The sequence below is a fragment of the Kineococcus sp. DHX-1 genome (assembly GCF_042473625.1).
In the GTDB taxonomy this organism is placed as follows: Bacteria; Actinomycetota; Actinomycetes; order Actinomycetales; family Kineococcaceae; genus Kineococcus.
Window position 1 is genome coordinate 2,262,393 of record NZ_CP170445.1, and the last position, 13,527, is coordinate 2,275,919.

At 71.4% G+C, this 13,527-nt stretch carries 14 protein-coding genes; all 14 read right to left on the reverse strand.

Going from position 1 to position 13,527, the window contains the following annotated elements:
* Positions 1 to 9: 9 nt before the first annotated feature.
* The 14 genes from ACFEMC_RS10945 to ACFEMC_RS11010 all read right to left on the reverse strand — a co-directional run bounded on the left by ACFEMC_RS10945 (position 10) and on the right by ACFEMC_RS11010 (position 13,501).
* A complete protein-coding gene (locus tag ACFEMC_RS10945) occupies positions 10 to 1,092 on the reverse strand; it encodes a flagellar biosynthesis protein FlhB (RefSeq protein ID WP_380176259.1) in 1,083 nt (360 codons plus the stop codon).
* Positions 1,089 to 1,883 (reverse strand): flagellar biosynthetic protein FliR, encoded by a 795-nt coding sequence (locus ACFEMC_RS10950; protein ID WP_380176261.1) that lies wholly within the window; start codon positions 1,881 to 1,883, stop codon positions 1,089 to 1,091. The genes ACFEMC_RS10945 and ACFEMC_RS10950 overlap by 4 nt, the downstream gene beginning before the upstream one ends.
* A 3-nt stretch (positions 1,884 to 1,886) precedes the next feature.
* Complete coding sequence (gene fliQ, locus ACFEMC_RS10955) at positions 1,887 to 2,165, reverse strand: flagellar biosynthesis protein FliQ (RefSeq protein ID WP_380176263.1); 279 nt, start codon at positions 2,163 to 2,165, stop codon at positions 1,887 to 1,889.
* Between the two features lie 197 nt (positions 2,166 to 2,362).
* Positions 2,363 to 3,268: a flagellar type III secretion system pore protein FliP gene (gene fliP, locus ACFEMC_RS10960; protein ID WP_380176265.1), complete on the reverse strand. Its 906-nt coding sequence runs from the start codon at positions 3,266 to 3,268 to the stop codon at positions 2,363 to 2,365.
* Positions 3,265 to 3,843 (reverse strand): FliO/MopB family protein, encoded by a 579-nt coding sequence (locus ACFEMC_RS10965; RefSeq protein ID WP_380176267.1) that lies wholly within the window; start codon positions 3,841 to 3,843, stop codon positions 3,265 to 3,267. Before ACFEMC_RS10965 ends, fliP begins: the two co-directional genes overlap by 4 nt.
* The gene (fliN, locus tag ACFEMC_RS10970) at positions 3,843 to 4,586 is read right to left on the reverse strand and encodes a flagellar motor switch protein FliN (protein ID WP_367638725.1); all 744 of its coding nucleotides are present in this window, start codon (positions 4,584 to 4,586) and stop codon (positions 3,843 to 3,845) included. The genes ACFEMC_RS10965 and fliN overlap by 1 nt, the downstream gene beginning before the upstream one ends.
* Positions 4,583 to 5,527 carry a flagellar motor switch protein FliM gene (locus tag ACFEMC_RS10975; RefSeq protein WP_380176269.1) on the reverse strand — a complete coding sequence of 315 codons (945 nt, stop codon included), beginning with the start codon at positions 5,525 to 5,527 and terminating at the stop codon, positions 4,583 to 4,585. Before ACFEMC_RS10975 ends, fliN begins: the two co-directional genes overlap by 4 nt.
* Before the next feature lie 302 nt (positions 5,528 to 5,829).
* Positions 5,830 to 8,433: a bifunctional lysylphosphatidylglycerol flippase/synthetase MprF gene (mprF, locus tag ACFEMC_RS10980; RefSeq protein ID WP_380176271.1), complete on the reverse strand. Its 2,604-nt coding sequence runs from the start codon at positions 8,431 to 8,433 to the stop codon at positions 5,830 to 5,832.
* A gap of 119 nt (positions 8,434 to 8,552) precedes the next feature.
* Entirely contained in the window at positions 8,553 to 9,056 is a 504-nt protein-coding gene (gene fliL, locus ACFEMC_RS10985; protein ID WP_380176273.1) for a flagellar basal body-associated protein FliL, read from the reverse strand.
* Positions 9,057 to 9,100: 44 nt separating this feature from the next.
* Positions 9,101 to 10,150: a flagellar motor protein MotB gene (locus tag ACFEMC_RS10990; protein ID WP_380176275.1), complete on the reverse strand. Its 1,050-nt coding sequence runs from the start codon at positions 10,148 to 10,150 to the stop codon at positions 9,101 to 9,103.
* On the reverse strand, positions 10,150 to 10,923 hold the full coding sequence (locus ACFEMC_RS10995; protein WP_367638720.1) for a motility protein A: 774 nt from the start codon (positions 10,921 to 10,923) through the stop codon (positions 10,150 to 10,152). The genes ACFEMC_RS10990 and ACFEMC_RS10995 overlap by 1 nt, the downstream gene beginning before the upstream one ends.
* Positions 10,924 to 10,926: 3 nt before the next feature.
* Positions 10,927 to 11,253, reverse strand: a complete 327-nt coding sequence (locus ACFEMC_RS11000; RefSeq protein ID WP_367638719.1) for a flagellar FlbD family protein — start codon at positions 11,251 to 11,253, stop codon at positions 10,927 to 10,929.
* Positions 11,254 to 11,480: 227 nt separating this feature from the next.
* Positions 11,481 to 12,872 carry a flagellar hook protein FlgE gene (locus tag ACFEMC_RS11005; RefSeq protein ID WP_380176278.1) on the reverse strand — a complete coding sequence of 464 codons (1,392 nt, stop codon included), beginning with the start codon at positions 12,870 to 12,872 and terminating at the stop codon, positions 11,481 to 11,483.
* Positions 12,873 to 12,913: 41 nt separating this feature from the next.
* Entirely contained in the window at positions 12,914 to 13,501 is a 588-nt protein-coding gene (locus tag ACFEMC_RS11010) for a flagellar hook capping FlgD N-terminal domain-containing protein (RefSeq protein ID WP_380176279.1), read from the reverse strand.
* Between the last annotated feature and the right edge of the window lie 26 nt (positions 13,502 to 13,527).

Sequence of the window (13,527 nt, forward strand, 5' to 3'; positions counted from 1 at the left end):
CCTCGACCGTCAGGCCGGGACGGTGTGGGCCTCGCCGAAGGCCGTCAGGGAGCCGCGGGTGCGCAGGCTCATGACGAAGGCGAGGACCTTGGCGACGGTGGCGAAGAACTCCGGCGGGATCTCCTGGCCGACCTTGACGCTCTTGTACATGGCCCGGGCCAGCTCGATGTCCTTGACCAGGGGGACGTCGTTCTCCTTGGCCTTCTCGCGGATCTTCGTGGCGATGGCCCCGGCGCCCTTGGCGACGACCTTGGGCGCGCCGGTGCCGGGCTCGTAGCGCAGGGCGACGGCGATGTGGGTGGGGTTGACCAGGACGACGTCGGCCTTGGCGACGTCGGCCATCATCCGGTTGCGGGACATGGCCATCTGCTTGGAGCGGATGGCGCCCTTGAGCAGGGGGTCACCCTCGGCGTTCTTGTGCTCCATCTTGATGTCCTGCTTGCTCATGCGCAGCTTCTTCATGATGCGGCGCCGGCTCATGGCGTAGTCGGCGACGGCGATGAGCAACCCGACGACGATGGTCACCAGCAGCATGCGGATGACGGCCGAGCCGGTGAGGGACAGCACGGAGGCCGTGGGCATGGCGCCCTGCGCCACGAGGCGGGGGGCGAGGTCCTTGGCCACGAGCCAGACGGCGCCGCCGATGACGATGGTCTTCAGCAGCGACTTGGTGGCCTCCCACACCGCCTGCGGTCCCCAGTGCTGCTTGAGGCCGTTGACGGGGTTGAGGTTGCTGAACTTCGGCTTGAGCTTCTTGGGCGCGAAGTAGAGGGTTCCCTGGACCGCGCCGGCGACGACCACGGACAGGACGGTGGCGATCGCCAGCGGGCCCAGGACGGCGGGGACGCCGGAGAACGTGTCGGTCAGCACGGACAGGGCGCGAGCGGGTTCGGGGTCGGCGGCGACCTCGGCGATGCGGCCCATGGTGCGCTGCAGCAGGACCCGGCCGGCCTCGATGGTGTGCGGGATCGTCGCGGCGCCGGCCCCGGTGGACAGCCAGGCGGCCACGTCGCGGGAGAACGGGACGTTCCCCTCTTCCCGGGCCTCCTTGAGCTTCTTCGGAGTCGGCTTCTCGGTCTTCTCCCCGCTCACCCGCCCCCACCTCTCGTCACCACGGGGGTGACCATCCGGACGACGGTCTCGCGGGCGGTGTCGGCGAGGTCGCCGACGACGCCGGGCAGCAGGGAGAAGGTGAACCCGCCGAGGGTGAGGGCGATGAGGATCTTCACGGGGAAGCTCATGGCGAACACGTTGAGGGCGGGGGCGACGCGGGACAGCAGGCCGAGGCCGATGTCGGTGAGGAACAGCACGGCGATGAGGGGGGCGGCGATCTGCAGCGCCGACAGCATGAGTTCGGTGACGCCGGAGGTGAAGACGCGCGCGACGGTGCCGGTGTCGACCCCGGCGTCCAGCGGCAGGACGTCGTAGGAGCGCAGGAAACCCTGCAGGATCAGCAGGTGCCCGCCGGAGACGACGAGCAGCGCGGTGGTGGTCCAGTTGTAGAGCTTGCCGAAGATCGCCGTCTGGGACTGCATGAGGGGGTCGTAGGCGCTGGCGAGCTGGAAACCGCCGAACAGGTCGAGCATGTCGCCGGCGGCCTGGACGGCGGCGAACAGCAGCGCGACGAACGCGCCCATGACCACGCCGACGAGGGCCTGCTGCAGCGCCGCGGTGATGATCGCGCCCGGTTCCACGGGCGGGACGGAGTCGCGCAGGCGGGTCGCGACGGGCAGCGCGATGGCCACGGACAGCATCGCCTTGGTGCGGCCGTTGACGGCCTTGTTGGCGAACGGCGGGGCCAGCATGAGGAACGCCGCGGCGCGGATGCCGGCCAGCAGCAGCGCCATCAGCAGGTCCAGCGGGACCGAGGGGACCCCCTGCACGGCTCAGCCCCCGTGGGTCAGCAGGGAGGGGATCTGCTCGTACAGCGCCGTGGTGAAGCTCGTCATCTCGTGCAGCATCCACTTGCCGCAGAACACGATGGCCACCCCGACGGCGACGGCCTTGGGGACGAAGGAGATCGTCTGCTCCTGCAGCTGCGTGACGCTCTGGAACAGGGAGATGCCGAACCCGACGGCCAGGGCGGTCAGGAGCATGGGGGCGCAGAGCTTGGCGGCGAGGACGAGAGCGGTCATCCCGAGGTGGATGACGGTCACGTCGGTCATCTGGTCGCCTTCCTGTTCGCAGAGGTGTTCGCAGAGGTGTTCGCGGTGCGTACGGGTGTCACGGGTGTTCTGCAGACTCCTTCGGCTGTTCGGGTGAATCCCTTGAGCCGGACGGGGTCCGGAGGCTCAGGAGATCCCGGACGCGCGCGTGCCCGGGCACCCGCGAGGGGTGCCCGGGCACGGGACGGTGGGGAGCCTCAGCCGGCGTAGGAGGAGACGAGGGACTTGATGATGAGCCCCCACCCGTCGACCATCACGAACAGCAGCAGCTTGAAGGGCAGCGACACCGTCACCGGTGGCAGCATCATCATCCCCAGGCTCATCAGCGCCCCGGAGACGACGATGTCGATCACCAGGAACGGGATGAAGATGACGAACCCGATGATGAAGGCGCTGCGCAGCTCCGAGAGCGCGAACGCCGGCACCAGCGTCGTCAGCGGCGTCTCCTCACGGGTCTTGGGCAGGTCCCGCTTGGCGGCCTTGGTCATGAGAGCCAGTTCCTCGGGCCGCGTCTGCTTGAGCATGAACTCCTTCAGCGGCTTCGAACCGTCCTCGAAGGAGACCGTCGCGGTCTTCTCGCCCTTGAGGTAGGGCTGCACGGCGACGTCGTTGATCTGGCTGAACGTCGGCGCCATGACGAACATCGTCAGGAACAGGGCCAGACCGGCGAGGACCTGGTTCGGCGGGGTGCCCTGCAGGCCGAGGGCGTTGCGGGTCAGGCCGAGGACGATGAGGATCTTGGTGAAGCTCGTGGTGAGCAGCAGCAGTGCGGGCGCCACCGACAGGATCGTCAGCGCGATGATGATGGTGATCGACTGGCTGGGCTTGCCGTCGACGCCGTTGATGTCGACCGAGACCGACCCGGTGCCCTCCGGCGCGACCGGGGCCTGCGGGGCCGTGGGGGCCTGCACGCCGGTGGCGAACGCGGCCGGCGCGGCGGCCAGCGTCACGGTCGAGACCGAGCCGGTGGCGGCGGGGGCGGCCGCCTGGGCGCTCAACGCGCCGCCCACGACCAGTCCCCCGGTGAGCACCAGGGCCGCGGCGAGCCGGCGGGCGGCTGCGGTGGTCCGGGTCGTCTGGGGCCGGACTCGGGAGTTCGTCACCTGCGGGTCGTCCTCTCACGCAGCACGTCGACTGCCTTGGACCAGGTGGCCGGGGAGAGCGCCGAACCCTGCACACCGGTGGCGGTGTGGCGGGCGGGGGCCTTCACGGCGATCGTCTCGCCGGCCTTGCGGAGGTAGCGCTCCCCCGTCACCGGTTCGGTGCGGGAGTGCGCCGCGACGGCGTCCGTGCCGCTGAGGATGTCCGCCGGGTCCGTGGCGGAGGTGGTGGCGCTGGTGGTGATGTCCACCTCCTCGACACGTCCGGCAGATTCCTTGAGGGACCCACCCGGGTGGACGTCCTCACCGTCGGTGACCGGCAGGACGGAGGCGACGTCGGTCTCGCCGAGGAGGTTGACCCCGCCGTCGGAGATCCCGACGACGAGGGCCTTGTCGCCGACCTTGACCAGCGCGACGGCGGCCTTCGCACCCAGGCTCTGCTTGGCCAGGACGGCGAAGTCCGCGCCGCCGGCCACGCCGCCCTGACGGCGGCGCAGCCAGCGCGAGATCAGGTAGAGCAGTCCGAGGACCGCCACCAGGGAGATGCTCGTGCGCGCGATCGCGGCGACGGCGTCCATCAGGCGCCGGCCTCCGGGGTGACGATCTCGGTGATGCGGATGGCGTAGTCCTCGTCGACGACGACGACCTCACCGCGGGCGATGAGCTGGCCGTTGACGAGGATGTCGGCGGGCGAGCCGGCCGCACGGTCCAGCTCCACGACCGAGCCCGGCGTCAGGGCCAGCAAGTCCTGCACCGTCATGTGGGTGCGACCGAGCTCGACGGTGACGTCCATCTGCACGTCGCGCAGCAGGTCCATCGTGCGGCGGGGGCCGCCGGCGGCCGCGGCCGAGGCGGTCGCGGTCGCGGTGGGGGCCGGGACGTCCTGCTGGGCGGTGAGGGTCAGGCCGATGAGGGCCAGGGTCTCCCCGCCCGCACCGACGACCGCGACGGCGCCGCCGTCGAGCTGGCGCAGCGCCTGGGCGGGGTCGCCCTCCACTCCGGCCTCCAGGACGCACTGGCCCAGGGAGTGCACGACCGTCTCCAGCGCCGGGCGCAGCGCGTCGACCGGGTCGAGGGCGCCCTCGGGGCTCATGAGGAGGGTGCCGAGCGTCTCCTCGCCCACGACGACGGTGACGCGGCCGTTGGCGGCGCCGGCGAAGTTCGCCGAGACGGCGGTGCCCTCGTCGCCGAGGTCGGGGGCGGCCGCGACGGGCACGATGTCGGTGATCGTGCCGGGGGCGGACAGCGGGAGGACGGCGAGCGCAGCCTGGGCGGCCTCACGCAGGGTCGCGGTCAGGTCGGTGGTGGTCATGGCGCTCATCGGGCGTTCTCCTCGGGGGTCGGGACGATCAGGCAGGCGAGTTTGGCTCCGCGGCTACCGGCCACGGCGGAGGCGACGTGGGCCCCGGAGGCCACCACCTCCAGGGGCTCCTCGGCGCGGTGCGGCAGGCGCAGCACGTCGCCGGGGATCAGCGAGAGGATCTCGTCGGGGCGCATCTGCGCCGCCTGCATCCGCACCGACACCTCCACCGGGATGTTCTCCAGGTGGTCGTCGAGGCGGTCGCGCATGAGGCGCCGCAGCCGCAGCTCCTCGGGGCTGGCCACGCGCAGCTCGGCCGCGGTCAGGGCCGCCGACAGCGGGTCCAGCGGCATGGCCAGGGTCGCGGTGCCCGAGGCGCCCTCGACCTGCAGGTGGAACGAGGAGACGATCATGACGTCGGTGGCGGCGGCGGCCTGCGCGAAGGCGGGGTTCTGGTCGATCGCCGTCAGCTTCGGCTTCAGGTCGGTCACCGTCAGCAGCGAGGACGCCAGCTCCACCAGCGTGCGCTCGACCATGCCGCGGGCCAGGACGGCCTCGATGTCGGTGAGCTGGCGCGCCGGCTGCTCGTTCGCGCCGGTGCCACCGAGCATCCGCTCGATGCACGACAGCACGAACGCGATGTCCAGGTGCAGCACCGCCGCGCCGACCAGCGGCTCGGGGTCGAAGACGGCCATCACCGTCGGCATCGGCAGCGACGCGGCGTACTCGTCGTAGCTGTACTGCTGGATGCCGTCGAGCTCGACCTGCACGGTGGTGCGCAGCGTGGAGGACAGCAGGGTCGCCCACTGACGGCAGAAGCCCTCGTAGGTGATCTCGAGCACGCGGGCGTGCTGACGCGACAGCTTGGTCGGCCGTCGGAAGTCGTACGGGACGGGGACACCGCGTCGGCGGGAGCGACGGGTGCCGGTCCGCTCTGCGGTGCTGGGGGTCTCGGCTGCCACGCGCTTCCTATCGGCACGAACGGCCGTCACCCTTTAGCGCGAGCCCGAACGGGTGGTCCCGCGCCCCCCGGCCTCAAGTCCCCCCGCGGTCGGCTGGGGGGCTCGTCGACGCAGCGGGCTCGACCTACGAGCCGGATGCGTCGACGAGCCCACCCCCTGCTCCCCGGCGTAGGGGGTCTCGCTGACGCCGCGGGCTCCTAGGTCGAGCGCGATGCGTCAACGAGCCCAACCGGCCCGTACGGCGCCGGGTGCACGACGGCTCCCCCGTCGACGTCGACGAGGGAGCCGTTGGGGCGCAGCCGTCAGCCGCGCAGGACCCCGCGCACGCCGCCGCCGACGAGGGTCACGACGTCGACCATCGCGCTGGTCAGCGCCGGGCCGCCGGGCGAGGCGACGTAGCAGGGCTGCCAGCGGGGCGCGAAGCCCTGCTTGAAGGTCCGCAGGCCCTGGAAGTTGTAGAACCGCTCGCCGTGGGTCCACACGAGGTGCCCGAGCAGGTCCCACACCGACTCCGGGCCCTGCTCCCCCTGCAGCCCGGCCAGCGGCGCCATCCCGAGGTTGAAGGTGGCGCACCCCTGCTCCTGGGCCCACAGGATGCACTCCACGAACAGGTACGTCATGACGGTGCGGGGGCCGTCGGGCAGCCGGCGCATGAGGTCGACCTGGACGTCGCGGCCGTCGGCGCTGGTCCACAGCGTCGCGAAGGCGGTGATGCGCCCGTCCTGGCGGACGACGGCCAGGGGGAAGCGGCGCACGTACTCCTCGTCGAACGCGCCGAGGGAGAACCGCTTCTCGCGGCCGTTGCGGTGGGTCAGCCACGCCTGCGACACCTCCCGCAGCTGCGGCAGCAGGGGGTCGACGTCGGCGGCGGCGACGAACTCGACGCTCATCCCGAGGCGCTGGGACTTGTTGCGGCAGTTGCGCAGTCCGACGCGCGCCTTGCCGGCCAGGGTGAAGCCGTCGAGGTCGACGACGGCCTCCTCCCCCAGCTTGGCCAGCGTCAGCCCGCACGCCCGGTACAGCTGCGCGTGCTCGGGGGTGACGTTGTAGAAGACGGGGCGGCCGCCGTGGGAGTCGACGAGCGCGACGAAGTCGGCGACCAGGTCGCGCACCTGCTCGTCCTCACCGACGGGGTCCCCCATGACGACCCAGCTGCGTCCGCGCACCTGGTACATGAGGAAGGCGGCGCCGGTGGGGCTGAAGTGGAAGCGCTTGTCCCCCGTGAACGCCAGGTGCGACAGGCAGCTGCCGAAGCGGGCGACGAGGTCGTCGACGCGGGCCAGCTCCACCGGGCTCGTCGACGCGTCGGCGGCGTGGTGCGGTCCGGCGGTCACGGTGCGGGCCAGCCAGCGCCCGCCGAGCAGCATCCCGACGGCCCCGGCGACCAGCAGCAGGCGGTCCCACCACGGGGTGGGACCCATCCCACCGGCCAGCGCCTCGTGCCAGCCCACCGCCCCCGCGACGAGGACCGTCGCGGCGAGGGGGACGACGACGGTCCCGCCGCGCAGGGCGACCGGCAGGAACCGGCCGCGGTGGAAGGCGGCACGGGCCCGGACGAGGAGGACCAGCAGCGTCATGGACCCGGCGGCGCACAGCTCGTCGCCGTGGGCCAGCGCCGACGCGGCGACCGCCGCCGACAGCACGAGCGCTACGGCCCACGCCCCGCGCAACCGGCGCTGCAGGCCGACGGCCAGCAGGACGGCCGCCAGGCCCACCAGGCCCGTCGTCGCGCGGGACAGACCCGTCGGCACCGCGCCGGCCAGCTCGCCGGCGACGACGGTCGCCACGCCCGCTCCGGCGACGGTCAGGGCCAGGGCGGTCGGGGCCAGCGGGGCACGGACGGCGCGCACGCTCCGGCGCGGGCGCAGCACCTGCAGCCACCGGCCGCGGCGCGCCTCGTGCAGCGCGAGCAGGACGGCCGCGGGCAGCACCGGCAACAGGAAGTAGCAGACGCGGTAGACGACGAGCGCGGCCGCGACCTGCGCCGGGGACCCGATCGGCCCGGTCAGCAGGAGCAACGAGGTCTCGAAGACCCCGACCCCGCCGGGAGCGCTGGACAGCAGTCCCGCGACGGTGGCGGTGGCGAAGGCCACCGCGAACGGCAGGAACGCCGGCCGGCCCGCCGCGGGCAGCAGGACGTACAGGACCGACGCCATCGCCAGCCACTCCACCGTCGAGAGCACCACCTGCCCGCACGCCAGCGGCAGCGCCGGGCGGTGCAGGACGAGGCGGCCGAGGCGGACCTCGCGCGGTCCCGCGGCGGCGAAGGCCAGGTGCGCCACGACGAGAGCGACGAGCACCCCGGCCACGGCGAGCACGGCGGGGACCGGGACGCGCAGCGCGGCGGCGACGGCGTCCGGGGCGGCGAGCGCACCCCCGCCGGCCAGCACGGCGGCGCCCAGGACGAGGGTCACGAGGTTGAGGGCCACGACGCGGGCGACGTCCCCGCCGGGCACGCCCCAGCGCGTGTACAGACGGGCGCGGACGGCCGCACCCACGACGGCGGAGGCCCCGAGGCCGTTGCCCAGCGCGGTCGCGGCGAAGGCGGCGAAGCCGTAGCGGCGGTAGGGCAACCGCTGGCCGACGTGCCGCAGGGCCAGGGCGTCGTACCCCGTCATGAGCAGCAGCGACAGCGCCGTCAGGGTCACCGCGGGCAGCAGCGCCCCCGGTCCGAGGCCGCGCAGCGCGGCACCGAACTCGGCGCCGGACAGACGTCCGAACGTGCCGTGCAGCATGACCCCCGCCACGCCCAGCAGCACCAGGACGGCCAGCGCCCCCAGCACGCGCCGACGGCGGCTGCGGCTGCGCGCGGAGGCCGACGCGTCCGCGGGCGCTGCGGGCGGTGCAGGCCTGGGGCCCGGCCGCGGGGCGGGGACGGTGGCGGCGTGGGTCGTGGGGGAACTCACCCGTTCAGGGTCGGCATCCGGGCGTCGGGGCTTGACCCGCCCCCGGCGCCGTGCCACGGGAACGTCGGAGGACCCCGGACGGTGTCCGGGGTCCTCCTGGGCGCCGGGTCAGCGCGGGGTCACTGCATGACGAAGGAGGTCAGGTAGATGCCCATGACGGACTCCTCCTTGGTCCCGTCGGTCTCCGTCGTGTAGGCCTCGATGACCTTCTTCTGCAGCTCGTCCTTGAACTTGTTGCGCTGGTCGGAGTTCTCCAGGTCGGTCATCGAGAGGTTGGAGTACTCGTTGATGATGAGGTCGTAGGCCTTGGACCCGTCGAGGGTGTCCTTGCTGCCCTCGTGGCCACCGCCGGCGGCCGCGACGCCCTGCAGCGCAACACCGATCTTCAGGTAGTGCCCGTCGGCGAGGTTGACGCTGATGGGGTCCAGCGCGGTGACCGTCCCGGGCGTCAGGGTCGGCGTCGGGGTCGCCTCCGCCGCCGACGCCTTGTCGCCCTTGGTCATCATGAACACGCCGGCACCGGTGCCGCCGGCGAGCAGCACGGCCACGGCCGCACCGATGATGATGAGCTTCTTCGGGCCGCCGGGCTTGGCCTCGCCGTCGCCCTTGTCCTTCTTGGCCACGTCGGCCTCCTTCGGGTCTGCTGAGTCTCGGGTGGTGGGTCGGGTCAGTGCGCCACGGCGGACGCGAGGTCCGGGGTGATGCCGGTCGCGATGTCGGCCGCAGCGGCGACGGTCCCCGTCTGCCCGGTGGTGGAGGCCGGGACGGTGGTGGCGCCGTCGGTGGTGCTGGTGTCGCTCGTGCCGGTCAGCTCGGCAGGGCCGTCACCGGTCGGGGTCTGCTGCGCGACCTTCGGCAGCAGGGCCTTCACGGCGTCGGAGCTGGGGGACGCCACGACGAGGTCGACGCGGCGGTTGCCGTTGACGGCGCGCGGGTCGGTGTCCGGGTACAGCGGACGGGAGTCGGCGTACCCCGTGCCCGACAACCGGTTCGAGGCCATGCCGGCCGCCGCGAAGCGCTGCACCACGGTCATGGCGCGGGCCGCCGACAGGTCCCAGTTGTCGCGGTAGCGGGTGCTGCCGGACAGGGGCAGGGAGTTCGTGTGGCCCTGCACCGCGATGTCGTTGGGCAGCTGCGCCAGGATCGGGGCGATGGTGTCCAGGACCTCGCGGCCCTTGGTCTCCACGTCCGCGCTGGCGTTGGCGAAGAACACGTTGTCCGCCACCAGACCCACGACGAGGCCGTCGGAGGTGATCCGGTAGGTGACCTGGTCCTGGTCGTCCTTGGCCGTGAGCGCGTCGTTCAGCTGCTTGGCGATCTCGCGGTAGTCCGAGACCTCCTGCTGGGCGGCGTTGAGGTCCTGCTGCTGCTGGGCGGTCTGGGCCTTCTGCAGGACCGTGCGCACCTCGCTGGAGATGGACTGCTGCAGCGGCTGCCCCGTGGAGTTCGGGCTGATGTCGATCGGCATGTCGCCGTTCGTCGCGTCGAGGACGCCGGCGCTGCCGGACACGGCCTGGTTGGAGTTGGCCGTGCCCTTGGTGAGACCGTCCTTGAACTGCGCGAACTTCAGCTGGTCGATCTGGCTGAGGGCGAACAGGACGATGAACAGCGCCATGAGCACCGTCAGCATGTCGGCGTAGGAGACCAGCCACCGTTCGTGGTTGACGTGCTCCTCGTGCTCCTCGTGCTTGTGACGCCGCTTGTGCGCTGCGGACATCAGGCCGCCTTCTTGTCCGGAACCGCGGTGCCCGGGGGCAGCAGGCTCTCGAGCTTCTTCGCCACCGAGCGCGGGTTGGAGCCGGCCTGGATCGCGAGGATGCCCTCGACGACCAGCTCCATCTGCGCGGTCTCCAGACCGGAGAGGCGGTTCAGGCGGGTCTGCACGGGCAGGAAGAACACGTTGGCGCTGGCCACACCCCACAGGGTCGCGACGAACGCCGAGGCGATCATCGGGCCGAGGGAACCGGCGTCGGACAGGTTCTGCAGGACGACGGTCAGGGAGATGACCGTCCCGACGATGCCGACCGAGGGAGCGTAACCGCCCAGGTCGCCCCAGAACTTCGCGACCTGCTTGTCGTTGGCCTTCTTGGCCTGGATCTGCGCCGAGAGGATCTCGTAGAGCTCGTCGGGGTCCGTGCCGTCGATGGCCGTCTGCAGGCCGTCGCGCAGGAACTCGTCGTCGACCTCCTTGATGGCGTCCTCGAGGGCCAGCAGGCCCTCGCGGCGCGCGCGCTCGGCCATCTTGACGATGACGGCGACGGTCTCGCCGGAGTTCTTCGGCTTGCCCAGGAAGGCCTTCTGCAGGGCCTTCAACGAGGCGATGCCGTCCTTGAGGGTGCCACCCATGAGGCCGACGCCGAGCGAGCCGATGAAGACCAGGACGAGCGGGCCGGGCAGCAGGATGTCGGTGGGGCTACCGCCCTCGTGGTTCTGCGTCCAGAGGATGGCGGCCGCGGCGATGATCAGACCGCCGATGGTTGCGAAGTCCATGGCTCACGGCCTCCTGCGGTGCAGCGGGACCGGGGCCGGCAGGTCGCCGTCCGCACCGCTGGGGTGGTCACTGGTCTGGTCGTTCTGGCCCGTGTGGGTCGGCAGCTCGAGGACGTGGGCCGTCCCCGTCTCCTCCAGGGAGTGCGCGGTCGCGACGACCCGCGCGCGGAAGGCCATCACGCGCTCGACGAGCTCGGTCAGGGGCTCGGTGACGACGAACTTCGCGCCGTCGACGAGGGTGATGACCGTGTCGGGGGTCGAGTCGACGCGCTGGATCAGATCGGGGTTCACAGCGAACACCGACCCGTTGAGGCGAGTCACGAGGATCACGTGGGGTCCGTCCTTGGCGGTGGAGGCGGGGTGCGCCCGTCCGTGGGCTGGGTGGTTCCACCCTGTCCATCGGCGTGCGGTCTGTGGACCTGAGAGGGGCTTGCACGGTGCACCCGTTCGTGCTAATGCCGGGCCTGCAGTCACTCTCCGTCGTCGCCGGCACGTGGTGCCGGACAAGCGAACACCCTCCCGGAAGAGTTCCCGGGAGGGTGTTCGGTCGGTCAGGGTCAGCGCTTGAGGTTGACCAGGTCCTGCAGGATCTCGTCGGAGGCCGTGATGACCTTCGAGTTCGCCTGGAAACCGCGCTGGGCGAGGATGAGCTCGGTGAACTCCGCCGACAGGTCGACGTTCGACATCTCCAGGGAGCCGGCGAGCAGACCGCCGCGGCCGGCCTGGCCGGCGATGCCGTAGACCGGGTTGCCCGAGTTCGTCGAGACGCTGTAGAGGGAGTTCCCCTCCTTGCGCAGGCCCGCAGCGTTGTTGAAGGACGCGATGGCGATCTGACCCAGGGTCTGCTTGTACCCGTTGGAGTAGTTGCCCGTGATGACGCCGTCGGTGCCGAAGGCGTAGCTGGTGAGCGTGCCGATCGGGGCCCCGTCGGTGCTGGGGTTGATCTGGCTGGCGCCGGAGGACCCGACGTAAGCCGTCAGGGCCGAGAGGTCGATCGCGAGCTCACGGCCGGCCGGGCTGCCGGGAGCGGCGACGAACACCTTCTTGTGGGCCGCATCCACCGAGGTGCCACTGGGATCGAAGCTCAGCGCCTGGTCAGGTGCCATGGACGCCGCAGCCGGGGTGGTCGCGGCGTCGCCCTTGGTCGTCGTGGAATTCACGACGGCACCCGAGGCATCGGTGACGACCATCTTCCAGTTGTTGGTCGGCTGGTACTGGTCGGGCGTGGCGCCCGCGGCCGGGGTGTGGAAGACGGTGTTGGTGAACGTCACCGTGTACTTGGTGAGGATGCCCTGGGCGTCGTAGGCGTTGATGGCCGTCGTGACGATCGTGCCGGGGACCTTGTCCTGACCGGTGCCCGCCGTGCCGGGCAGCGTGGGGTCTACCGTCGGCACCTGGGACGGCGTCTTGAACGTCCGGTCGATGTTGCCCTTGAGGGTGCTGTTCGCGGTCGAGACCGCGGGCATCACCGAGTCCGACGGGATGACGAGCTTGCCGATCTGGGAGTTGGTGTTGATGTTGCCGGCTGCGTCGGCCTTCCAGCCCATGACGTAGCCGCCGTCGTTGGTGACGATGGAGCCGTTCGCGTCGAGGGTGAAGGACCCGTTGCGCGAGTAGAAGGTCCCGTCGCCCTGCTGGATGGCGAACATGCCGTCGCCCTGCAGCATCAGGTCCGTCGCCTTGCCCGTGGCCTGCGCCGAGCCCTGCGTCATGTTCTGCGCGATCGCGTCGACGCGGACACCGAGACCGACCTGCGACGGGTTCGTGCCGCCGGCGGCGTTGGTCGGGGCGCCCGCGGCCTTGGTCAGCTGGGACAGCGTGTCGGCGAAGACGACGCTGGAGCTCTTGTAGCCGGTGGTGTTGACGTTGGCGATGTTGTTGCCGACGACGTCCATCATCGTCTGGTGGGCGCGGAGACCGCTGACACCGGAGAACATGGAGCGGAGCATGCTTCAGACCTTTCGAGGGGGCTGACGGGGAACTGGAGGGGTCAGGCGGACTGCGTCGAACCCGTGGCGGGGTTCGTGGTGGAGCCCGCGGCAGGCGTGCCCGTGGTGCTCGAGGCGGTGGTGGTGCCGGTCGCGCCGGCGTTGCCGACCCCACCGATCTTGGAGAGGACGACGCTGACGCCGTCCACGTTCAGGACGGGCTCGCCGTTCGTGCCGCCGGCCGAGTCCTGGATGAAGGAGACCGACCGGACCTCGCCGGTCTTGGTCTTCCCGTCCTCACCCGTGTAGGACACCGTCTGGCCGACGAGGGTGCTGGCCTGCAGCTTGTTCTGCGCCGCGACCATGGACGTCGACTGCTTGGCGACGTCCTGCATGGCCTCCAGCGCGGAGAACTGCGCGGTCTGGGCCATGAACTGCGTCGTGTCGGCCGGCTTGGACGGGTCCTGGTAGCGCAGCTGGGCGACCAGGAGCTTGAGGAACATGTCCTTGTCGTCCTTGGTCTTCTGCTGCGCCACCGCGGAGGTGTCCGTCTTGCCGGCGTTCTTCGCCGCGGTGGTCTGCGTGAGCAGGTCGGAGTTGGCGATCAGGCCGGCGTACGGATTGGCCCCGCTGGCCGCATCGATGGTCATGCCTACTCCTTCGGACGAACGGGTGA